Below are 24,222 nucleotides of genomic sequence, written 5' to 3'. Positions count from 1 at the left end.
CACCCGATGGCAAGGCGCGCTCAGCCCAGCCAGTCGCGCCAGGGCAGCGACGGATCGCCCAGAGCCATGAAATCGCCGTTGAGCAACGATTCGCGGCGGTTGTAGCGGAACGGCTTGCCGGTCGCGGCGGCGAGCAGCGCGCCGCCGGCGGACTGCAGCACGCACTGGCCGGCCGCGGTGTCCCATTCGGAGGTCGGGCCGAGGCGCGGGTACACGTCCAGTTCGCCTTCGGCGATGCGGCAGAACTTCAGCGACGAGCCCTGCGCCAGCGTCTCGATCTCGCCCATGCGCTGCAGCAACGCATCGGTACGCGGATCGCGATGCGAGCGGCTGGCCGCCACCCGCAGCGGCGCGGTGGCCGGGCGCCGCGTGGCCAGCGCGGTGTCGCGGAAGCCCTCGCGGCGGTAGGCCTGCTCACCGCGCACCGCATGCCAGACGCGGCCATCGACCGGCGCCTGGACCACGCCGAACACCGGCGCGCCCTGGTGGATCAAGGCGATGTTGACGCTGAACTCGCCGTTGCGCTTGACGAACTCGCGGGTGCCGTCGAGCGGGTCCACCAGCCAGTAGCTGGTCCAGTGCTCGCGCACCGCCCACGGGATCTGCGCCGACTCCTCCGACAGCACCGGCAGGTCCGGGGTCAGCCGCTCCAGGCCCTCGACGATGATCCGGTGCGCGGCCAGGTCGGCCTGGGTCAGCGGGCTGGCGTCGGCCTTGTGCTCGACCTCGAAGCCGGTGGCGTAGACCGCCATGATCGCCGCGGCGGCGTCGATGGCGATGGCGATGACGGTTTCGCGCAAGTCTGCGGTGATGCGGATCATCCGGCGCGGCCCAGCCATTCGCGGGCGATGAACAGCGCCGCCAGCGAGCGCCCTTCGGAGAAATCCTCGCGCAACATCAATTGATCCAGCTCAGCCAGTTTCCAGGGCACCACTTCCAATTCCTCCGGCTCGTCGCCGGCCAGTTTTTCGGGATAGAGATCTTGCGCCAGCACCAGCCACGACTGGTGGCTCATGTAGGTGGGCGCCAGGGTCATCGCGCGCAGCACCTGCAACTGGCGGGCACCGTAGCCGGCCTCTTCCTTGAGTTCGCGGTCGGCCGCCTGCAGCGGCGTCTCGCCGGCGTCGATGCGGCCCTTGACCAGGCCCAGCTCGTAGCGGTGCACGCCGGCGGCGTACTCGCGCACCAGCAGCACGGTCTGCGCGTCCAGCATCGGCACCACCACCACCGCGCCATGGCCGGAGGTGGTGAGGCGGTGGAACACGCGGCGCTCGCCGTTGCTGAATTCCAGGTCCAGCTCCTCGACCTTGCGCTCGGCGGCGGACTCGCTGCGCTCGCGCCGCGCGTGGATGATCGGCAACGGACGGTTCACGCCACGCTCCCGCGCCGCGGCGCGGTCTCGGTCGATAGAATGCACGGGGCGAAGAACCAGTTCATGAGCGCGAAATGCTAACAGACCTGACCCCATCACAGACTGCCGCGACGTGGCGGCAACGCGACCTGGCGGTGCTGTGGCACCCCTGCACGCAAATGCGCGAGCATCCGGACACGCTGCCGCTGCTGCCGATCGCGCGCGGCGAAGGCGCCTGGCTGATCGATCACGAAGGCCGCCGCTACCTGGATGCCGTCAGCAGTTGGTGGACCAACCTGTTCGGCCACGGCGAACCGCGCATCGCCGCGGCCATCGCCGCCCAGGCCACGCGGCTGGAACAAGTGATGCTGGCCGGTTTCAGCCACGAGCCGGCGGTGGAACTGGCCGAACAGTTGCTGGCGCTGGCGCCGCGCCAGGAGGGGCGCGCGCCGCTGGCCAAGGTGTTCTATGCCGACAACGGCTCGGCCGGGGTCGAGGTGGCGCTGAAGATGGCGTTCCACTACTTCCGCAACCGCGGCGAGAACCACCGTACGCGCTTCGTCGCGCTGGAGAACGGCTATCACGGCGAGACCATCGGCGCGCTGGCGGTCGGCGACATCCCGCTGTACCGGCGGGTGTACGCGCCGCTGCTGGCCGAAGCGCTGTTCGCGCCCTCGCCCGACGCCTACCTGGCCGCGCCGGGGCAGACCGCGCGGGAGCGCGCCGACGCCGCCGCCGACGCGCTGGCCGACCTGTTCGACCGCCATCCGGGCGAGATCTGCGCAGTGATCCTGGAACCGCGCCTGCAGTGCGCCGGCGGCATGCGCATGTACGACCCGGCCTATTTGCGCCGGGCGCGCGAACTGTGCGACGCCAACGGCGCGTTCCTGATCGCCGATGAGATCGCCACCGGCTTCGGCCGCACCGGCACCCTGTTCGCCTGCGAGCAGGCCGGGGTGATGCCCGACCTGCTGTGCCTGTCCAAGGGCCTGACCGGGGGCTTCCTGCCGTTGTCGGCGGTGCTGGCCACGCAACACTTATATGACGCGTTCCTGGACGACAGCCGCGAGCGCGCCTTCCTGCACTCGCACAGCTACACCGGCAACCCGCTGGCCTGCGCGGCGGCGCTGGCGTCGCTGCGGATCCTGCGCGAGGACGACGTGATCGCGCGCAACCGCGGCACCGCCGAAACCATGCGCGCGTTGTCGGCACCGTTCGCCGAGCATCCGCACGTGGCCGACGTGCGCCAGGCCGGCATGGTGGTGGCCTTCGAACTCACCCGCGACGGCGACAGACGCACGCCCTTCCCCGCCGCCGCGCGGATCGGCCTGTGCGCCTACCGCGCCGCGCTGGAGCGTGGCGTGGTGCTGCGCCCGCTGGGCGACGTGCTGTACTGGATGCCGCCGTACTGCGTGGACGATGAGCAACTGACGCTGCTGGCCGAGACCACCCTGGCCGCGATCGACGAGGCCGTCGCATGCGCCTGACCCGCTGCCATGTGGATCTGCCGCTGCGCGAAGGCGACGACCTGAGCCTGCCCGAGGACGTGTCGGGGCATCTGCTGCGCGTGCTGCGGCTGCGCGAGGGCGACCGTTGCGTGCTGTTCAACGGCGACGGCTGCGACTACGACGCCGAGCTGCTGCAGGTCGGCAAGCGCGGCGCCAGCGCGCGAATCGGCGCGGCGCGGCCGGCCGACACCGAATCGCCGCTGGCGATCACCCTGCTGCAGGGCGTGGCGCGCGGCGAGAAGATGGACCTGATCCTGCAGAAGGCGACCGAACTGGGCGTCGCCGCGATCGTGCCGGTCTGGGCCGAACGCACCGAGGTGAAACTGGATGCCGCGCGCGTGGACAAGCGCGTGGCGCACTGGCGCAGCGTGGTGGTGTCGGCGTGCGAACAGTCCGGCCGCGCGCGCGTGCCGCAGCTGTCCGCGCCGCTGGCACTGGCCGACGCCGCCGCGGCGGTGGCCGGCACGCCGCTGAAGCTCACCCTCGATCCGCAAGGCGAACACCGGCTGCGCACGCTGGACCTCACCGGCCATGCCGCGACGATCGCGATCGGCCCGGAAGGCGGCTGGTCGCCGCGCGATCGCGCCACGCTGCAGGCCGCCGGCTTCGCCGGCCTGCGCCTGGGACCGCGCATCCTGCGCACCGAAACCGCGGGACTGGCGGCGATCGCCGCGCTGCAGGCGCATGGCGGCGACCTGTGAGATGACGCACAAAACCGTGTAGACAGCGTCGACATGACATGCCGCACGGCGATCGACCCACGATCCACCTTTCCGCGAATTTAAGCGCAGAAGGCACCTTTTTCCTGGAATTTTCGCGATCGCGACAGCGTTGACAACGAAGGACAAGCGCGACACAGTCCGGCACTCATGAGCCAGCGCGGGGCATTCCCGATTTGGATCGATCGAAATTCAGGACGGAGTCGCCGGGCGTGACGTCATCCGCCTGGCCGCCTGCGACAGCGCGCGCCTCGGCTCTCACCGCGTTGCTGGACGCCCCTCGCGCCCCTCGCGACGTCGCCAGCGCCGCTTCTCGCTCGCACCTCCGTACGTCGCACCGCCAAGCGCGTTCGAATCCGTCCGCGCCACTTGGCGGCAGGCCGACTCCATCGCCTTGTCCCCTTTGCCCATCGCCCCGCATCCAGGCCGATGGCGCTGCCTGCCCGCCGCCATCGCGGCGGGCCTTTCGTGTCCATGCACTTTTTCGGAGACCGCCCACGTGAACCGCATCCGCCTCGCTCCCCTGGCCTTCGCCGTCGCCTGCGCCCTGGCCGCGCCCGCCGGCGCCCTCGCCCAGCAGACTCCCGTGCAACAGGGTGACGGCACCACGCCGCCCGAGAATGCCCCCGGCACCACCGCGCAAGCGCCGGCGGTGCAGGAACTGGACGCGGTCAAGGTCACCGGCTACCGCGCCAGCCTGCAGCAGGCGCTCAACGTGAAGCGCAATGCCGACGCGATCGTCGATGCGATCTCGGCCGAGGACGTGGGCAAGTTCCCGGCCGCCAACGTCGCCGAATCGCTGTCGCACCTGCCCGGCGTCAGCGTCGATCGCCAGTTCGGCGAAGGCGAGAAGGTCTCGATCCTGGGCACCGACCCGGCCTTGAACCGGGTGCTGCTCAACGGCCAGAGCATCGCCTCCACCAGTTGGGGCGGCGACCCGAACAATCCGGACAGCCGCTCGTTCAACTATTCGCTGTTGGCGCCGGAAGTGATCGGTAGCGCCGAGGTGTACAAGAGCCCGCAGGCCAGCATCGACGAAGGCAGCCTCGGCGGCACCGTGATCCTGCACACGCGCAAGCCGCTGGAGCTGGACAGCAACCTGCTGACCGGCAGCGTCAGCTACGGCTACAACGACCGCTCCAAGGACGGCAAGCCCAACGCCTCGCTGCTCTACAACTGGAAGAACGATGCCGGCACGCTCGGCGTGCTGGGGTCGGTGATGCATTCCGAACGCGTGCTGCGTCGTGATGGCGTGGAAATCTTCGGCTACAGCGACATCCAGGGCGCCGGCTTTCCCGACGCGGTGGCCGCCGGCAAGCAGGGCGTCTACCCCACCGCGATCAACAGCGCGCTGTTCACCCAGACCCGCAAGCGCGACGGCGTCACCGCCGCCTTGCAGTGGAAGCCCAACGACGCGTTCGAGCTGACCTATACCGGGCTGTACGTCGAGGAGACGTTCGACAACGTCAACCAGAGCCGCTACGCCAACTTCATCCCGGCCAACGGCACCGCGCTCGACGTGGTCGAGGGCGTCGCCACCTCCGGCGCCTATGGCGATGGCGCCGAAACCATCCTCGATTCCTACGTGCGCAACACCACGGTCAAGACCAGCAGCAACACCTTGCGCGGCGATTGGCACGGCGATGGCTGGAACGTCTCCGGCCAGGTCGGCGCGACCCGCTCGGCCGGCGGCGCCGACCGCATCTACGGCCTCACCTTCCGCGGCAACGGCGCCTACGACTACGCCATCGACCACCGCAGGGTCGGCGTGGACTACGCCGTGCCGCCGTCCGACCTGGAGGCCATGTCGGTGATCGGCGCCACCGTCAACCGCTATCCCAACCTGGACAAGGAGCGCTACGCGCAGTTGGACTTCGACCATGACGTGGACTGGGGGCCGATCACCAAGCTGCGCGCCGGGGTCAAGGCCACGCGCCACAGCACCGCGCAGGACATGTACTACGACAGCTTCCCCGCCGATCCGAACACCACGCTGGCTGCGGTGTATGGCGGCAACACGCCCGGCGGCTATCTGGACGACCTGTCGGTCAGCGACGACATGCGCCACTGGCCGCGGCAGAGCCCCGGCGCGCTGGTGGACTACGTCGGCGGCCTACCCGGCAGCGACACGCTCGCGCCCAGCTACGGCAGCAGCTTCGACGTGGTCGAGCGCAACCGCGCCGCCTACCTGCAGGCCGATTTCGCCGGCGACAACTACCGCGGCAACATCGGCGTGCGCTACGTCAACACCCGCGACGCGATTGGCGGCTACCAGTACGACGGCAGCGCCTACGCGCCGGTGCGCTACACCACCTCCTACGGCGAGTGGCTGCCGTCGCTGAACGTCGCCTACGACCTGTCCGATGCGCTGATCCTGCGCTTCGCCGCAGCCAAGGTGATCGCCCGCCCGCGCTATGCGGACCTGACGCCGTACGTCAACGCCGACGACAACAAGCTCACCGCCAGCAGCGGCAACCCGGCGCTGGATCCGTACCGCTCCACCAACTACGGCGCCTCGCTGGAATGGTATTTCGCGCCCAACAGCGTGCTGGCCGGCGAGCTGTTCTACCGCGACATCTCCAACTACATCCTGCAGACCGTGGTGCAGCGGCCGCTGCACAACAACACCTATGACCGCGAAGACATCTATGAGGTGACGCTGCCGCAGAATTCCGGCGCGGCCAAGGTCAAGGGCGTGTCGCTGAGCTACCAGCAGGAACTGGGCGGCGGCTTCGGCGTGGCGGCGAACTACACCTATTCCAAGGCCGAGACCCAGGGCGATTACAACCTGCCCTACAACTCCAAGAACAGCTACAACCTCAGCCCCTACTTCGAGAAGGGACCGTGGGAGGCGCGGCTGACCCTGGGCTGGCGCTCGGCCTACTTCACCCAGATCGGACGCCTGGGCGCGAACCAGATGACCGATGCGTTCACCCAGCTCGACGCGTCGGTGTCCTATGCGATCACCGACAAGGTCAAGCTGCAACTGGAAGGCAGCAATCTGCTCGACGAGACCTATTACAGCTACGTCGGCCAGAAGAGCCAGCCCTACTATCTGTACAAGAACGGACGCGGCTACATGCTCAGCGTGCATTTCACGCTGTAGGACGTGGCGATGGCGATGGCGTGGACGCCGGCCAGTTCGTCATCGCGCCACCCGTAAGCGTCGCTGCGCCGGCGCTTACGGTGGCTGCCAAGCGATTTCACGAACGGCCTGTGGCGACCGAAAGGCGCCAGTCACGACGCAGCGGCGAGCCCCGGCCCCGCCGATGCGGCGGGACGAGGGAGCGGCCTTCGTTGGTGCCGTGTTTTCCGTGAATGCTCTGGCATCGTGACCGCTTCATCGTTCTGTCGCGGCTGAAGCCGCTCCTACACAAGGCCGCACTGCTCGCTCTTGTAGGAGCGGCTTCAGCCGCGACAGAAAAAACGGCACACCGCAGTGATGCCGGATCGCGCCAAGTGCAAACGCGAGATGCGAGGATTCTTTCAGCCGCGGCGAGCGATCACGGAAACGCCGCGCGCCACCGACAGCACGGCCCCCTTTCGCCAATGCGCCCGACGCGGGCAGGAACGTGCTATCGGGGCTGCTGCAGGAACCAGTTGGCCGCGCCGATCACACCGAGCTGGCCGTGCTCCACCAGCTTCACCGGGATCTGCTCCAGCGCCGGGCGCATCGCGCCCTTGTTCAAGTAACGCGCGACGAAGTCGCTGGCGAGCAGGAACTCGCCGATCTGCGGCAGGAACCCGCCGGCCAGGTAGATGCCGCTCTGGATGCCGTACATCAGCGCCATGTCGCCGACCACGCTGCCGAGCAGGCCGCAGAAGGCCGCCAGCGCCTCGCGCGCCAGCGCGTCGTGGCCGGCCAGTGCGGCCGCGGTGATGTCGCTGGGCGTGGCGTGCGCCGGCGCGGCGTCGCGCAGTTCGCATACCACGTGATAGAGATTGAGCAGCCCGGGACCGGACAGCAGGTGCTCGACCGGCACGTAGCTGCGCGTGCGCAACAGCCGCTGCGCGATGGCCATCTCCAGCTCGCTGCCGAACGCCAAGGCGGCATGGCCGGCTTCGGTCGCCAGCACCACGGCACCGCCGTTGGCCGGGATCCACACCGCCGCGCCGAGCCCCGTGCCCGGACCGATCACCAGCGCCGGGCCGCGCTGCGCCGTGCGCGGGCCGGTCAGGTGCAGCACCTCGCTGGCGTCCATCGACGCCGCCGCGTAGGCCACCGCCTCGAAATCGTTGACCAGATGCAACGCCTGCAGGCCCAAGCGCTCACGGATCTCCGGCGGCGACAGGCTCCACGGCAGGTTGGTGGTGATCACGCGACCGTCCTCCAGCGCGTAGCCGGCACTGGCGATCACCCCGCGGGTGGGCGCCGGACCGCTCACCCCGGACAGGAACTCGCCGATGATCTCGGCCAGCCCCGGGTAGTCGGCGCAGCGGTACTTGCGATAGTCCAGCAGCTTGACCGGCGCCGTGTCGGTCGCGTCCCCACGCGCCACCAAGCCGATACGGACATGCGTGCCGCCGACATCGGCAGCGATGAACGGCTCGGCGCGCGAGGCGGCCGCTCCTAGTGGCGAACTGCTTGCAGACACGTGTTCTCCCGTTGCGCCCCACAGTGCGCGCGCCGACTGGCCTGTTGATCGATCGAGTTTCGGATCACCTTGACAACGTTGTCAAGATGAATTCGCCCCGGCTCGCCTTCCGCATTCTTCGCACAATAAGTCATCGGTGGGAATTCGCATCCGGTTGGAACGCAGTTGGAACGAGTTATAGCCATGCCGCGCGGCGCTGTCCACCAGTGAACATCTGTCGCAAAACTTCGCCGCAATGCACAAATTTGTCGGCGGACGCATCCCGCCCGACACGGCGGCGGGACACCGCAGGTGCGACCGAAAGCGCGACCCTCGATTGTGAGGTTGGCATAAATTCCTTCACAGACAAGTACCTACATCCCCAATCAGCGGTGACCACCCATCCACCACGCCGCATCTAAGCGTCACCACGGCGTGATTCGTCAACATCACGTGAAGAACGTGTTGACAACGCTGTCAGCACCAATACAGACTCGGATCACACAAATTTTACAGCTTCGAGACCTGACGGGGTCAGGGCCTGGAACCAGCACGGACCGTGGTTCCGGCGTCATGACATGCGTACCGAAGCCGCCCTACGGCGCGCGCCCCGCAACGGAAGGCGGATCGTTCGCGCCACCGCCCGCCAGCCGTCCGGCGAGCACGAATGTCGGGACATGCACCAATTGCCGTATTTGGTTTTGCACCAGGAAACAAAGGAAGGACCGGCGCTTCGGTGCCGCCGGCCGGCTACTTCCGCGTCAGCGACCGGACGACGCGCACCGAAACGCGAGACGCGCAGCCACCGCGAGGGGTCGCGCCAACCAGGCCGGGCAACGGCCAGCACACCGAAACATCGGTTGGCACCTGATGCCCACGTACCAACCCAGAGGTTAGCCAATGAATAGCCGCACCACCACGTTAGCCATCAGCATCATGGCCGCGCTGTACCTGTCCGGTAACGCAATGGCGCAGGAAGCACCCGCTTCCGGCGCGGAATCGAAGAACGTCCAGGAACTGGACACCATCACCGTCACCGGCTACCGCGCCTCGCTGGAAAAGAGCCAGGCGGTCAAGCGCTCGGCCAACTCCATCGTCGATGCGATCAGCGCCGAGGACATCGGCAAGTTCCCGGACACCAATGCCGCCGAGTCGCTGGCGCACCTGCCGGGCATCAGCGTGGACCGCCAGTTCGGCGAAGGCGAGAAGGTCAGCATCAACGGCACCGACCCGGCGCTGAACCGCGTGCTGCTCAACGGCCAGACCATCGCCTCGGGCGACTGGGGCGGCAATCCGACCGACACCAGCGGCCGCACCTTCAACTACACCCTGCTGTCGCCGGAAATCATCGGCCTGATGGAGGTCTACAAGACCCCGGAAGCGCGCATCGACGAAGGCTCGATCGGCGGCACCGTGATCGTGCATACCCGCAAGCCGCTGGACCTGCCGAAGAACACCATCCGCGGCTCGGTCGGCTACAACTACAACGACCGTTCGGAGGAAGGCAACCCGCGCGGCTCGGCGCTGTGGAGCTGGAAGAACGACGACGAGACCTTCGGCGCGTTGATCTCCGCCACCCACGACAAGCAGGACATCTCGCGCGCCGGCATCGAGTTCTTCGGCTACGGGACCGGCGCCGGCATCCCCGCCACCGCCACCATCACGGGCGACGGAGGTAACGTTGCTACCGCCAAGATTCCGGCCGGCATCAACAGCGCCTACTTCCAGCAGACCCGCGAGCGCAATGGCCTGCAGGGCGCGCTGCAGTGGAAGCCGAACGAGCAGAACGAGTTCAACCTGACCGGCATCTACATCAAGGGCAAGTACAACAACTTCAGCGAATCGCGCTACGTCTGCACCTCCTGCGGCTCGCCCTCCGCCGCCGACCCGAGCGTGAGCATCAACAACCAGGCGCTGGTGACCCAAGCCAATGTGCAAGGTGGGTACATCACGTCGGCGACCGTGTCCGACAGCGCCATCGCGCAACCCTACGCCCAGCTCGACACCAACTACCGCGAAAGCACCGTCACCACCAAGAGCGTGAACCTGCGCCACGACTGGTACGGCGACAACTGGGTGTTCACCAGCCAGGCCGGCACCACCAAGGCCACCGGCGGCAAGAATCCCGAGTACCTGATGAAGTTCCTGCTGCAGAACGGCGGCTATAACTTCAACTACGACGGCAGCCACACCGGCGTCACCTACGACGACAACAGCGCGTCGAACTGGGGCCTGGCGTCCGGCCAGCAAGCCGGCGGCGTGGAGTACACGACCACCGAGGACAAGGAGAAGTACTTCCAGTTCGACGCAGCCCGCGACCTGCAGTGGGGCCCGTTCAACAAGGTGCTGGTGGGCTACAAGTACATCAACCACGACAACGGCCAGAATTCGCGCGGCAATGCGATCTTCGCCAACCAGGACGTGCTGCTGACCGACTTCAACCCGGGCACCACGCCGGGCGGCCTGTACGACGGCCTGGGCGCCAGTGGCGATCTGGTCAACTGGCCGACCGCCAACCTGCACTCGGTCCTGTCCTACCTCAAGGGGCTGCCGCAGGCCGCGCTGACGCCCAAGTACGGCCAGATCTACGACGTCAAGGAAATCACCAACGACCTGTACGCGCAGTTGAACTTCGAGACCGGCAAGATCCGCGGCAACATCGGCCTGCGCTACGCCGACACCAAGGACAAGTCGCAGTACTACCAGACCAACGACGGCGGCACGACCTACACCTTCCAGCAGGTCAGCAACGAGTACAAGAAGCCGCTGCCGAGCTTCAACATCGCCTACGACCTGGACGACACCAAGGTGCTGCGCTTCTCGGCGGCCAAGGTGATCGCACGTCCGCGTTATGGCGATCTGGCCGGTTCGTTCTCCCTCAACAGCACCAGCGGCGACCTGACCGCCAGCGGCGGCAACCCGGACCTGAAGCCGTACGAGTCGACCAACTATGACCTGGCCGCCGAATGGTACTTCGCGCCGTCCAGCATGCTGTCGGCGGAACTGTTCTACCGCGACATCGGCTCCTACATCGTCACCACCACGACCACCGAGATCCTCAGCGACCCGACCAACAATATCGTCAACCAGCCGTACAGCGTGACCCGGCCGGTCAATGCCACCGGCGCCAAGGTCAAGGGCGCTTCGCTGAACTACCAGCAGGCGTTCGGCTATGGCTTCGGCCTGCAGGCGAACTACACCTACGCCGAGTCCGATTCCCAGGATGGCCTGAACCTGCCGTACCTGTCGCGCAACACCTACAACGTGATTCCCTACTGGGAAAACGGCCCGTGGATGGTGCGCGTCAACTACAGCTACCGTTCCAAGTACTTCACCCAGATCGGCCGCCTGGATTCGCAGGTGTTCACCGACGCGTACAAGCAGTTGGACCTGACCGCTTCGTACGAGATCAACGACTGGATGAGCGTCAGCGTCAGCGCCACCAACCTGCTCGACTCCACGTACTACTGGTACAACGAGGTCAAGTACGCGCCGATCGGCATGTACAAGAACGGCCGTGGCTACCAGGCGCAGCTGAACTTCAAGTTCTGATGTAGCACTGGCGCGCCACCGACCCTCCACGGTGGCGCGCCCTTTTTTGTCCGGCGGCTCGCTCGCGCCGGCATCGCGTTTCGACAGAGGAGTGCAGTGCCATGACGTCCGAGACCCGCGCGCGCGCGGACCGATCCCGCCACGCCGGAGCTGTACGCAAGACTCTGGCCAGCAGCCTTTCCCTTCTTCTCGCGTTGGCGGCCATGCCCGCCTGCGCCGCGGATGCGCCGTCCCCGACCGCGCCCACCGCCACCACGCTCAGCCCCGAGCAGATCGACCAGCAATGGCTGCAAGCCACCGCCAAGTACGCGCCCGAACGCGCGCGGCTGGTGCGCGAAGCCGCCGCTGGTGCGCGCAAGGGACCGTTCCGCCCGGACTGGACCTCGCTGAAGCAGTACCGTTCGCCTGAGTGGTACGACAACGCCAAGTTCGGCATCTTCATCCACTGGGGCGTGTTCTCGGTGCCGGCCTTCGGCAACGAGTGGTACTCGCGCAACATGTACCGACCCGACGCCAAGGACAGCCAGGACTACGCGCACCATCGCGAAACCTACGGCCCGCAGTCCACGTTCGGCTACAAGGACCTGATCCCGCTGTTCACCGCGCCCAAGTTCGACCCGCAGGGCTGGGCCAGGCTGTTCCGCGAGGCCGGCGCGCGCTACGTGGTACCGGTGGCCGAACACCACGATGGCTTCGCGATGTACGACTCGCAGCTGTCGGACTGGACCGCGACCAGGATGGGGCCCAAGCGCGACGTGATCGGCGAACTGTCCAAGGCGATCCGCGCCGAAGGCCTGCATTTCGGCCTGTCCTCGCACCGTGCCGAGCACAACTGGTTCTTCGACGGCGGCCGCACGTTCGACTCGGACGTCAACGATCCGCGTTACGCCGGTCTGTACGGCCCGGCGCAGATCCGCCTGCGCGGCAAGGACGACGCCGACGTCGCCAACGACTGGACGCCGGTGTCGCAGGCGTGGCTGGACGACTGGCTGGCGCGCACCACCGAGCTGATCGACCGCTATAACCCGGAGCTGATCTACTTCGACTGGTGGATCGCGCACCCGACCTTCCGCGGCACCCTGCCGACCATGCTGGCGTACTACTACAACCACGGCGCCGCGCGCGGCGACGGGGTGGTGGTGAACTACAAGCTCGGCGCGTTCCCGGAAGGCGCCGGCACCCTGGACATCGAACGCGGCCAGCTCACCGGCATCCACCCGACCCACTGGCAGACCGACACCTCGGTCAGCAACGCCTCGTGGGGCTACGTGGAGAACGACACCTACAAGACCCCCACCTTCATCGTGCACATGCTGGTGGACGTGGTCAGCAAGAACGGCAACCTGATGCTCAACATCGGCCCGCGCGCCGACGGCTCGATCCCCGACACCGAGCGCGACATCCTGCTGTCGATCGGCAAGTGGCTGAAGACCAACGGCGAGGCGATCTACGACAGCCAGCCGTGGCGCAGCTACGGCGAAGGCCCGACCGAAGTGGTCGGGGGCACCTTCCAGGACACCAAGACCAAGCCCTACACGCCCGAGGATTTCCGCTTCACCACCGGCCACGGCGCGCTGTACGCGATCGAGCTGGGCTGGCCGGCCGACGGCAAGGCGGTGATCCGCTCGCTCACCGCCGCCGACGGCGTGCGTGGCGTGACCCTGCTGGCTACCGGCAAGCAGGTGCCATTCGAGCAGCGCGCCGACGGCCTGCACCTGACCCTGCCGGCCAAGCCCGCCGGCGAGCACGCCTACGTGTTCCGCATCGACCTGCCCTCCCCCACCCGCTAACGGAATTCCCCCGATGATGAAGCGATTCGCAGGGCTGTTGCTCGCCCTGGTCCTGGTCTGCGCCCCGGCGATGGCCAAGAACCCGACCGCGCTGTTCTATCTGATGAGCACGCAGAAATCGACCAATTCGTTCCTGGCCAACGTGGACAAGATCGACGTGGTGGTGCCGACCTGGTACGGCGTGGACCAGAACGGCCTGGTCAACGGCACCCCCAACGCCTACATCTACGACATCGCCAAGCAGAAGAAGCTGCGGGTGATGCCGATCCTGTCGATGACCACCGGCCGCGAGGGCTTCCACAAGCTGATGCACGACGAGGCGGCCAAGCAGCGCATGATCGCCGCGCTGCTGGTGCACGGCAAAAAGCACGGCTACTACGGCTTCCAGTTCGATTTCGAGAACATCGCCTGGACCGACCGCGACGCCTACACGCTGATGGTCAAGCAGACCGCCGAGGCACTGCACAAGGCCGGCCTGAAGATGTCGGTGGCGGTGGTGCCGAACGCGCCGGGCTACGCCGAGGGCGGGCCGTTTTCCAAGTGGATGTGGGAATACTGGCGCGGCGCCTACGACCTCAAGGCGCTGGGCCAGGCGGTGGACCTGGTCAGCCTGATGACCTACGACCAGCACACCCGCTGGACCACGCCCGGCCCGGTCGACGGCATGGTGTGGATGAAGAAGCACCTGGACTACGCGCTGACCCAGGTGCCGAAGGAGAAGCTGTCGCTGGGCATCGCCACCTACGGCTATCGCTGGTACACCGGCAACCCGGTCAAGGAAGACGGCACCGAGGCCTCGAACATCGCCGCGGCCTACATCGACGCCGACGAATCGTTCCCGCTGGCGATCGAGCAGAACGCCACCGTGCAATGGGATCCGGTCGAGCAGGAGTCGTGGTTCTATTTCTACCGCGACGACATGCGCGAGTGGGTGTTCCGCCCGGACGCGCGCAGCTTCCGCGCGCGCTACGACCTGGTGAAGCAGTACGGCCTGGAAGGCTTCAGTTGCTGGGTGCTGGGCGCCGAGGATCCGAAGGTGTGGGACGAACTGCCGACCGCATCACGCTGATCCACTACGATAGAGGACCCACAGCACGAGATCGACCGCATGATTGCAGCAGGTGCGTCCCCCCGAACGCCAGATCGCCCGCCGACCGCCGACACCGGCGCCGCGGCGGCCTCCCGCAGCACGTGGCTGGGATATGCCCTGTTCGCCCTCACCGCTGTGCTGAGCGGCTGCGGCCGCGATGCCCCGGTCGCCGCCGACCCGGCCAAGCCCGCCGCGGCGCCCGCGCCGGCGCCGGCCGCGCCAAAGCCGGCGGACACCGCGCCGTTGCCGCTGATCCCGGCGCCGGCGCAGGTCAAGCGCGGCGACGCCACGCTGACCATCGGCACCGGCAGCACGCTGTCGGTGCCGACCGACGACGAAGTGGCGATGCGCGTGGCCCGGCAACTGGCCGCGCTGCTGGAAAGCACCCGCGGCCTGGCACTGGAGGTGCGCGCCGAGACCATTCCGGCCAATGGCGCGATCCGCCTGCAGTTGAATCCCAACGCCCCGGTCGAGGCGCCGGAAGGCTACGGGCTGGACGTGGACGGCAACACCATGCTGATCCAGGCGCGCGACGAACGCGGCCTGTTCTACGGCGCGATGAGCGCCTGGCAACTGCTCACCCCCGACGCCGGCAAGGGCGAGGTGGACGTTCCTGAGGTCAAGATCCGCGACTGGCCGCGCTTCGGCTGGCGCGGCCTGCTGCTCGACGTGGCCCGCCACTTCCACGGCCCGGACACGGTCAAGCACGTCATCGACGCGATGGCCGAGCACAAGCTCAACGTGCTGCACCTGCACCTGACCGACGACCAGGGCTGGCGCATCGAGATCAAGCGCTATCCCAAGCTCACCGAGATCGGCGCATGGCGCACCCCGCCCGGCGCCGGCACCCAGGGCGTGCCCGACCGCTACGGCGGCTTCTACACCCAAGACCAGATCCGCGACCTGGTGGCCTATGCCGCCGCGCGGCACATCACCATCGTGCCGGAGCTGGACATGCCCGGCCATGCGCAGGCGGCGGTGGCGGCGTATCCGGAGCTGGTCGGCGTCACCAAACAGCGGCCCAAGGTGTCGGTGGACTGGGGGGTCAATCCCTACCTGTTCGATACCGACGAGAAGAGCATGAGCTTCATCCGCGACGTGCTGGATGAGGTGCTGGCGCTGTTCCCCTCGCAGTACATCCACATCGGCGGCGACGAAGCGGTCAAGGACCAGTGGGAGCGCTCGCCGGCGGTGCGCGCGCAGATGCGCAAGCTGGGGGTCAAGGATGCGCATGCGATGCAGGGCTGGTTCAACCAGCAGCTGTCGGACTACCTGACCAAGCACGACCGGCGCCTGATCGGCTGGGACGAGATCCTGGAGGGCGGCCTGCCGGCGAGCGCGTCGGTGATGTCCTGGCGCGGCGTCGACGGCGCGGTGACGGCGGCCAAGCAGGGCCACGACGTGGTCCTGGTGCCGGCCGGCTGGCTGTATCTGGACAACCTGCAGAGCGCGCGCAGCGACGAGCCCAACGGGCGCCTGGCGGTGCTGCCGCTGCAGAAGGTCTACGAGTTCGATCCGGTCCCGGCCGCGCTCAGCGCCGAGGAAAGCAAGCACGTGCTCGGCGCGCAGGCCGCGCTGTGGGCCGAGTACATTCCCTCGTCCTGGCACATCGACCACGCCCTGTTCCCGCGCCTGGGCGCGCTGGCCGAAGCCGCGTGGTCGCCGATGGCGGCGCGCAGCTGGGACGGCTTCCTGCAGCGCCTGCCGGCGCAGCTCAACCGCTACCGCGCGCTGGGCATCGACTACGGCGACGGCGCGTTCGCGCCGGACATCGTCATCCAGGGCGGCGACAACGCGGCACTGGACAGCGGCAAGGCCACCATCGTGCTCGGCAACCAGGCCAAGTTCGGCAGCTTCCGCTACACCACCGACGGCAGCGAGCCCAAGGCGGATTCGCCGCGTTACGCCGCGCCGTTCGAGGTGACGCTGCCGGCCACGGTGCGCGTGGCCACCTACGCCGACGACGGCAGCGTGCTGGCCGCGCCGCGCACCCGCATCCTCGACCGCGCCGGCCTGCTCAGCCGCGATACCCAGGGCCTGAGGTCCTGCGCCGACGGCAGCCTGGGCCTGCGCGTGCCGTTGCTGCCGGACATGCCCGGCAAGGACACCCCGGTGTTCAACATCGACCTGTTCAGCAGTTGCTGGCGCTATGCCGACGCGCGCCTGGACGGCATCCGCAGCATCCGCATCGATGCGGCACGGCTGGCGCGCAACTACGGGCTGGCGCACGACCAGGTCAAGGTCAAGCGCTATCCGGCCCGCACCGCGCACGGCGAACTGGAAGTGCACCTGGGCGACTGCAACGGCAAGCTGCTGGCGCGGATCCCGCTGCCGGGCGGCAAGACCCTGGGCGAGCAGTTCTCGCTGGAAGCGCCGCTGCCCAAGCAGACCGGCACCCACGACCTGTGCCTGCGTTCCACCGCGCGCATCGATGGCCCGTACTACGCCATCGGCGCCGTCCACCTGATCGATAGCACCGCGCAGGCGCCCCCCGCCGCGCGTTGACCCTTGGAGAGCCTCGCATGACCCAGCCGCATCGCCATCCCCGTTCCGCGCCGCGCTCGCGCTTCCCCGCCCGGCTCGGGCTGTTGCTGGCGCTGGGGTTGCCGCTGCTGGGTCATGCGGCTCCGCCGTCCTCGCTGTCGTTGCAACAGGGCTGGCAGGTGCGGCTGGCGCCGGGCGAGGCCCACGCCAAGGACTTCCCGAAGGCCGCGCAGTGGCTGCCGGCACAGGTGCCCGGCACGGTGCAGACCGACCTGATCGCGGCCGGGGTGGTACCCGATCCGTTCTATCGCGACAACGAGGCCAAGATCCAGTGGGCCGGATTGAGCGACTGGCAGTACCAGACGCGCTTCAGGGCCGATGCCGCGCTGCTCGCGCGCGAGCACGTGGAACTGGTCTTCGACGGCCTGGACACCTACGCCGAGGTCTACCTCAACGGCAAGAAACTGCTCGCCGCCGACAACATGTTCCGGCAGTGGCGGGTGGACGCCAGGCCGTTGCTCAAGCGCGGCGACAACGTGCTGGAAGTGCGGCTGTTCTCGCCGATCAAGAAGATCCAGCCGTGGCTGGCCAAGCAGCCGTACGCGCTGCCCGGCGCCTACGACTCCGCGTTCGGCGACGAACCCATCGCCCGGCACAGCTCCACCTACGTGCGCAAGGCGCCGTACACCTTCGGCTGGGACTGGGGCCCGCGCATCGTCACCGCCGGCATCTGGCAGGACGTGCGCGTGGAAGCCTGGGACGCGTTGCGCGTGGAGGGCCTGCACATCGCCCAGCAGCGCGTGGACGCCGAGGCGGCGCAACTGCTCGCGCAGTTGGAGGTGCAGGCCGGCCGCGGCGGCGAGGTGCAACTGGAGCTGGACGTGCTCGGCCCCGACGGCCAGCGCGTGGCGCAGTTCAGCCAGAAGGCGGTGCTCGATCCGGGCAGCAATACGCTGACCGTGCCGGTGCGCATCGCCAAGCCGCAGCGCTGGTTCCCGGCCGGCTACGGCAAGCAGGACCTGTACACGTTCAAGGCGCGCCTGCGCGACGCCGCCGGCGACAGCATCGACACCCAGCGCGTCACCGGCCTGCGCAGCGTCGAGCTGCGCCGCGAGAAGGACCGGTGGGGTAAGGGCATGGCCATCGTGGTCAACGGCATCCCGGTGTTCGCCAAGGGCGCCAACCTGATCCCGTTCGACAGCTTCCCCAGCCGGGTCGACGCCGCGCGCATGCGCGGCATCCTGCAATCGGCGCGCGACGCCAACATGAACATGCTGCGCATGTGGGGCGGCGGCCACTACCAGCCGGACAGCTTCTACGAGGACGCCGACCGCCTGGGCATCATGATCTGGCAGGACTTCATGTTCGGCGGCGCGATCCCGCCCTACGACGTGGCGTTCCGCGAAAACACCCGTGCCGAGGCCGAAGCGCAGGTCAAACGCCTGGGCGACCACCCGAGCATCGTCATCTGGTGCGGCAACAACGAAGTGCAGACCGGTTGGGAGAACTGGGGCGACCGGGTCAAGTTCAAGCAGTCGATCGACCCGGAGGAGCGCAGCCGCATCGAGCGCGGCATGACCACCCTGTTCGGCACGGTGCTGCGCGAAGCCGTGCAGAAGTACGACAGCGACACGCCGTACTGGGCGACCTCGCCGGGCACCGATTTCGACGGCGCCGCCGACCAGCCCGACGACGGCGACATGCACTACTGGAAGGTCTGGGGCGGCCCGGCGCTGCCGGTCACCGAATACCTCAACGTGACCCCGCGCTTCATGTCCGAGTATGGCCTGCAGTCGTTCCCGGAGATGCGCACCATCCGCGCCTTCGCCGAACCGGGCGACCTGCAGCCGGAATCGCCGGTGATGCGCGCGCACCAGAAGTTCGACAAGGGCAACGGCAACCAGCGCCTGCTGCTGTACATCCGCCGCGAATTCGGCGAACCCAAGGATTTCGAGAGCTTCGTCTACCTGAGCCAGCTGATGCAGGCCGAGGGCATCGCCCTGGCCGCCGAACACCTGCGCGCGTCGCGGCCGCAGTCGATGGGCTCGCTGTACTGGCAGCTCAACGACGTCTGGCCGGGCGCCTCGTGGTCGAGCCTGGACTACTTCGGCCGCTGGAAGGCGCTGCACTACCACGCCAAGCGCTTCTACGCGCCGGAGCTGATCGCCGCGCTGCGCGACGACAAGGGCCAGACCGAGGTGACGCTGGTCTCCGACCGCACCGTGCCGCTGGCCGCGCGCTGGCGCATGCGGGTGATGGACGTGTCCGGCCAGGTGCTGAGCAAGAGCGAGAAGCCGGTGACGCTGGCGCCGCTGTCCAGTCTGCGCGTGGGCCGCTTCAGCGACGCGCAGTTGCTGCGCCGCGCCGATCCCATGCGCAGCTTCGCCGTGTTCGAACTGCTCGACGGCGAGCGCGTGCTGTCGCGCAACCTGGTGTTCTTCGATGCGGCCAAGCATCTGCACCTGCCCAGCCCCGGCATCCGCACCGAACTGCGCGCGGACGGCGATGGCTATGCGCTGACCCTGACCAGCAACCAGTTGGCGCGCGAGGTGTGGCTGGCGTTCGGCGATCTGGACGCCACGCTGTCGGACAACGCGTTCGACCTGCTGCCGGGCGAGCCGCTGACCGTGCACGTGCGCAGCGCGGCGACGCTGGAACAGTTGCGCGGCGCGCTGCAGGTGCGCGACCTGGCAGACACCCTGGCCGGTTCGCCGCCCGAGCCGGCGGAGGCGAAGTGATGCGGGCGACACCGACAGGCCGTCCTGCGTCGCTGCGCGAGGACGTCGAGGCGACCGCGAAGGGGAGTGCGCCGTGCGGCGCCGACGCCGCGCGGTCGCGGCTGAAGCCGCTCCTACAGGGGATTTCGCGGGGGGTGTACCTCCTTGGGTTGGTTGCCGCCCCGCTCGCCCATGCCGACGACGCCGAGGACCGCGCCGCCACGCTGGTGGCGAAGATGACCCGCGAGGAAAAGATCGCGCAGGCGATGAACGCGGCGCCGGCGATTCCGCGCCTGGGCGTGCCGGCCTACGAATGGTGGAGCGAGGGCCTGCACGGCATCGCCCGCAACGGCTACGCCACCGTGTTCCCGCAGGCGATCGGCCTGGCCGCGACCTGGAACGCCTCGCTGCTCGAACAGGTCGGCACCGTCACCTCGACCGAGGCGCGCGCCAAGTTCAATCTCGCCGGCAGGCCCGGCAAGGACCACCCGCGCTATGCCGGGCTGACCATCTGGTCGCCGAACATCAACATCTTCCGCGACCCGCGCTGGGGCCGCGGTATGGAAACCTACGGCGAGGATCCCTACCTCACCGGGCAACTGGCGGTGGGCTTCATCCACGGCCTGCAGGGCGACGATCCGGCGCACCCGCGCACCATCGCCACGCCCAAGCACCTGGCCGTGCACAGCGGCCCGGAGCCGGGCCGCCACGGCTTCGACGTGGATGTGTCGCCGCGCGATTTCGAGGCGACCTATTCGCCCGCCTTCCGCGCCGCCATCGTCGACGGCCAGGCCGGCTCGGTGATGTGCGCATACAACTCGCTGCACGGCACGCCGGCGTGCGCCGCCGATTGGCTGCTCAACGGCCGCGTGCGCGGCGATTGGGGCTTCAAGGGCTTCGTCGTGTCCGATTGCGATGCGATCGACGACATGACCCAGTTCCACTACTACCGCGCCGACAACGCCGGTTCGGCCGCGGCCGCGCTCAAGGCCGGGCACGATCTGAACTGCGGCACCGCCTACCGCGAGCTCGGCCTGGCCTTCGACCGCGGCGAGGCCGACCAAGCCCTGCTCGACCGCTCCCTGGTGCGCCTGTTCGCCGCGCGCTACCGGCTCGGCGAACTGCAGCCGCAACGCAAGGATCCGTACGCGCGGCTCGGCGCCAAGGACGTGGACAGCGCCGCGCATCGCGCATTGGCGTTGCAGGCCGCGCAACAATCGCTCGTGCTGCTGCAGAACCGCAACGCCACGCTGCCGCTGCAGCCGGGCCTGCGGCTGGCGGTGATCGGCCCCAATGCCGATGCGCTGGCCGCGCTGGAAGCCAACTACCAGGGCACCTCGGCCGCGCCGGTGACGCCGCTGCTGGGCCTGCGCGAGCGCTTTGGCGCCGCGAACGTCAGCTACGCGCAAGGCGCCCCGCTCGCCGCCGGCGTACCCGGCATGATCCCCGAAACCGCGCTGCGCAGCGACGGCAAGCCCGGCCTGCGTGGCGAGTATTTCGACAACGTCGACCTGGCCGGCACGCCGCGCGTGCGGCGCCAGGACCGCGTGGTCGGCTTCAACTGGGACCACGTGGCCCCGGCCCAGGGCGTGGACAAGGACCGCTACGCGGTGCGCTGGAGCGGCGAACTGCTGCCGCCCGGCCCGGGCGACTACACCCTGGCGGTACGCGTGGCGCGCTGCTTCGATTGCGCCGGCCACGATCCGGTGCGGCTGTACATCGACGACGCCCTCGTCGTCGCCGGCAACGCCGAGGACAAACACCTGCCGCCCGGCATGCACAACGCAGACGGCCGCAACGTCGAGGCCGTCGTGCATTTCGACGATGCGCGTCCGCGCCGCATCCGCCTGGAACTGGAGCATCGCGGCCAGGACCAGGGCGTGCGCCTGGAGTGGCTGGCGCCGCCGGCGCTGCAACTGGCCGAAGCCGAACGCGCGGTCGCGCAGGCCGATGCGGTGGTGGCTTTCGTCGGCCTGTCGCCGGATGTGGAAGGCGAGGAACTGCGCATCGACGTGCCCGGCTTCGACGGCGGCGACCGCAACGACCTCGCCCTGCCGGCCGCGCAGCAGGCGCTGCTGGAACGGGCAAAGGCCAGCGGCAAGCCGCTGATCGTGGTGCTGATGAGCGGTAGCGCGGTGGCCTTGAACTGGGCCAAGCAGCATGCAGACGCGATCGTGGCGGCCTGGTATCCCGGCCAATCCGGCGGCACCGCGATCGCCCAGGCACTGGCCGGCGACGTCAATCCCGGCGGCCGTCTGCCGGTGACCTTCTACCGCTCGACCAAGGACCTGCCGCCGTACGTGAGCTACGACATGAAGGGCCGGACGTATCGCTACTTCAAGGGCGAACCGCTGTTCCCGTTCGGCTATGGGTTGAGCTACACCCAGTTCGCCTACGACGCGCCGCAACTGTCGACCGCGACCCTGCAGGCCGGCCAGCCGCTGCAAGTGACCGCCACCGTGCGCAATACCGGTGCGCGCGCCGGCGACGAGGTGGTGCAGGTGTACCTGCAATACCCGCCGCGCGCGCAGTCGCCGCTGCGCAGCCTGGTCGGCTTCCAGCGCGTGACGCTGCAACCGGGCGAAACGCGCGACGTGCGGTTCGCGCTGACGCCGCGCCAGCTGAGCGACGTCGATCGCGCCGGCCAGCGCGCGGTGCAGCCGGGCGACTATCGCGTGTTCGTCGGCGGCGGCCAGCCCGACACCGGCGCCCCCGGCGGCGCAGCCGCGTTTTCGATCCAGGGCACCGCGGCTATCCCGCGGTGACCAGCGAGTGCGCCCCCCATCGCTTCCTGTAGGAGCGGCTTCAGCCGCGACCGGGATTTACCGGTAACGCCCGGTCGCGGCTGAAGCCGCTCCTACAGAAACGCGCTGCGCCTACACGTACAAACCAGACCAGGAGTCACCATGCCCTCCCGCCGCGACGTCCTCCACCTGCTCGGCAGCGCCGCCGGCGCCGGCCTGCTCGCCGGTGCCGTGCCCGGCTTCGCCGCGTCCGGCGCATCGGCGGCAGGCCTGCCCAGCAAGCGACCGCCACCGGGCAAGCGCCGCTTCGTCAGCGCCGCGGTCGAACGCCAGTTGCGCACCGTCAAGGCCGGCATCGCCGATCCGCGCCTGGCCTGGCTGTTCGAGAACTGCTACCCCAACACCCTCGACACCACGGTGGAAACCGGCACCCGCAACGGCAAGCCGGACACCTTCGTCATCACCGGCGACATCGAGGCGCTGTGGCTGCGCGACTCCTCAGCGCAGGTGCATCCGTACATCCCGCTGGCCAAGACCGACCCGGCGCTGCGGCGCATGTTCCATGGTCTGATCCAGCGCCAGGCCGCCTGCATCCAGCTCGACCCCTATGCCAACGCGTTCCTGCCCGACGGCACCAGCCAGCGCTTGAAGTGGTCGGTGGCCGACATCACCGAGATGAAGCCAGGCGTTGGCGAGCGCAAGTGGGAAGTGGATTCGCTGTGCTACCCGATCCGCCTGGCGCACGAGTACTGGCGCGCCAGCGGCGATACCGCGCCGTTCGACGATGACTGGCGCGCGGCGATGCACGTGGTGGTGCGCACCTTCCGCGAGCAGCAGCGTCTGCACGATCGCGGCCCCTACCACTTCCAGCGCCCGTCGCCGCTGGCGACCGAAACCCTGGTGCTGGACGGCTACGGGCAACCGACCCGGCCCAACGGCATGATCCACTCGATGTTCCGCCCGTCCGACGACGCCTGCGTGTACCCGTTGTTCGTGCCCGCCAACCTGTTCGCGGTGACCTCGCTGCGGCAACTGGCGGCGATGAGCGAGGCGCTGCACCACGACGCCGCGTTCGCCGCGGAGTGCCGAACGCTGGCCGACGAGGTCGAGACCGCCACCCGCACCTTCGGGCAGATGCGCGACGCCGACGGCCAGCCGTTCTGGGCCTACGAGGTGGATGGCTACGGCAACCAGTTGTTCATCGACGACGCCAATGCGCCCGGGCTGCTGAGCCTGGCCTACCTGGGCTGCTGCGACCGTCGCGATCCGGTGTTCCTGCGCACCCGGCAACTGGCCTGGAGCGAACGCAACCCGTACTTCTACCGCGGTCGCGCCGCCGAAGGCGTGGGCAGCCCGCACAGCGGCATGGGCACGATCTGGCCGATGTCGATCATGCAGTACGCCCTGGCCAGCGACGACGACGCGCAGATCCGCCAGTGCCTGCAGTGGCTCAAGACCACCGACGCCGACACCGGCTTCATGCACGAAGCCTTCGACAAGGACGACCCGAGCACCTTCACCCGCGACTGGTTCGCGTGGGCCAACACCTTGTTCGGCGAACTGATCATCGACCTGCACCAGCGCAAGCCGCAGTTGCTGAAGACCTAGCGCTCCCTGTAGGAGCGGCTTCAGCCGCGACAGGCTCTACCGACGCTGCCTGTCGCGGCTGAAGCCGCTCCTACAAAAACACCCT

The 24,222-nt window shown here is 68.5% G+C and carries 13 protein-coding genes; 10 read left to right on the top strand and 3 right to left on the bottom strand.

Annotated elements, in window-relative coordinates:
* Positions 1-20: 20 nt before the first annotated feature.
* Positions 21-821: a 3'(2'),5'-bisphosphate nucleotidase CysQ gene (gene cysQ, locus AB3X07_RS06995; protein ID WP_369943711.1), complete on the bottom strand. Its 801-nt coding sequence runs from the start codon at positions 819-821 to the stop codon at positions 21-23.
* Entirely contained in the window at positions 818-1,372 is a 555-nt protein-coding gene (gene nudE / locus AB3X07_RS06990; RefSeq protein WP_369943710.1) for an ADP compounds hydrolase NudE, read from the bottom strand. Before nudE ends, cysQ begins: the two co-directional genes overlap by 4 nt.
* Before the next feature lie 74 nt (positions 1,373-1,446).
* Here nudE and bioA point away from each other — a divergent pair, with 74 nt between their 5' ends.
* From bioA to AB3X07_RS06975, 3 genes are all read left to right on the top strand, one after another.
* Complete coding sequence (bioA, locus tag AB3X07_RS06985; protein ID WP_369943709.1) at positions 1,447-2,838, top strand: adenosylmethionine--8-amino-7-oxononanoate transaminase; 1,392 nt, start codon at positions 1,447-1,449, stop codon at positions 2,836-2,838.
* A complete protein-coding gene (locus AB3X07_RS06980) occupies positions 2,829-3,560 on the top strand; it encodes a 16S rRNA (uracil(1498)-N(3))-methyltransferase (protein ID WP_369943708.1) in 732 nt (243 codons plus the stop codon). The genes bioA and AB3X07_RS06980 overlap by 10 nt, the downstream gene beginning before the upstream one ends.
* 517 nt (positions 3,561-4,077) lie before the next feature.
* Positions 4,078-6,684, top strand: a complete 2,607-nt coding sequence (locus tag AB3X07_RS06975) for a TonB-dependent receptor (RefSeq protein ID WP_369943707.1) — start codon at positions 4,078-4,080, stop codon at positions 6,682-6,684.
* Between the two features lie 469 nt (positions 6,685-7,153).
* Here AB3X07_RS06975 and AB3X07_RS06970 read toward each other — a convergent pair whose 3' ends face one another.
* The gene (locus AB3X07_RS06970) at positions 7,154-8,173 is read right to left on the bottom strand and encodes a glucokinase family protein (protein WP_369943706.1); all 1,020 of its coding nucleotides are present in this window, start codon (positions 8,171-8,173) and stop codon (positions 7,154-7,156) included.
* A gap of 879 nt (positions 8,174-9,052) precedes the next feature.
* On the opposite strand from AB3X07_RS06970, the gene AB3X07_RS06965 reads away from it, so the two are divergent.
* The 7 genes from AB3X07_RS06965 (at position 9,053) to AB3X07_RS06935 (ending at position 24,137) form a co-directional block, all read left to right on the top strand.
* Entirely contained in the window at positions 9,053-11,704 is a 2,652-nt protein-coding gene (locus AB3X07_RS06965; protein WP_369943705.1) for a TonB-dependent receptor, read from the top strand.
* A 101-nt stretch (positions 11,705-11,805) separates the two neighbouring features.
* A complete protein-coding gene (locus AB3X07_RS06960) occupies positions 11,806-13,494 on the top strand; it encodes an alpha-L-fucosidase (protein WP_369943704.1) in 1,689 nt (562 codons plus the stop codon).
* Between the two features lie 13 nt (positions 13,495-13,507).
* Positions 13,508-14,563, top strand: a complete 1,056-nt coding sequence (locus tag AB3X07_RS06955) for a glycosyl hydrolase family 18 protein (protein ID WP_369943703.1) — start codon at positions 13,508-13,510, stop codon at positions 14,561-14,563.
* Between the two features lie 39 nt (positions 14,564-14,602).
* A complete protein-coding gene (locus tag AB3X07_RS06950) occupies positions 14,603-17,089 on the top strand; it encodes a family 20 glycosylhydrolase (RefSeq protein WP_369943702.1) in 2,487 nt (828 codons plus the stop codon).
* 17 nt (positions 17,090-17,106) lie between these two features.
* Positions 17,107-19,806, top strand: coding sequence for a beta-mannosidase (locus AB3X07_RS06945; RefSeq protein WP_369943701.1), 2,700 nt, complete (start codon positions 17,107-17,109; stop codon positions 19,804-19,806).
* Positions 19,806-22,550 carry a glycoside hydrolase family 3 C-terminal domain-containing protein gene (locus tag AB3X07_RS06940; protein WP_369943700.1) on the top strand — a complete coding sequence of 915 codons (2,745 nt, stop codon included), beginning with the start codon at positions 19,806-19,808 and terminating at the stop codon, positions 22,548-22,550. Before AB3X07_RS06945 ends, AB3X07_RS06940 begins: the two co-directional genes overlap by 1 nt.
* A 141-nt stretch (positions 22,551-22,691) precedes the next feature.
* A complete protein-coding gene (locus AB3X07_RS06935) occupies positions 22,692-24,137 on the top strand; it encodes a glycoside hydrolase family 125 protein (RefSeq protein ID WP_369943699.1) in 1,446 nt (481 codons plus the stop codon).
* The last annotated feature ends 85 nt before the right edge of the window (positions 24,138-24,222 follow it).

Source organism: Xanthomonas sp. DAR 35659 (assembly GCF_041242975.1).
Classification (GTDB): Bacteria; Pseudomonadota; Gammaproteobacteria; order Xanthomonadales; family Xanthomonadaceae; genus Xanthomonas_A; species Xanthomonas_A medicagonis.
Note: the sequence above shows the minus strand (reverse complement) of the source record. Positions and strands in the feature narration are given on the sequence as shown.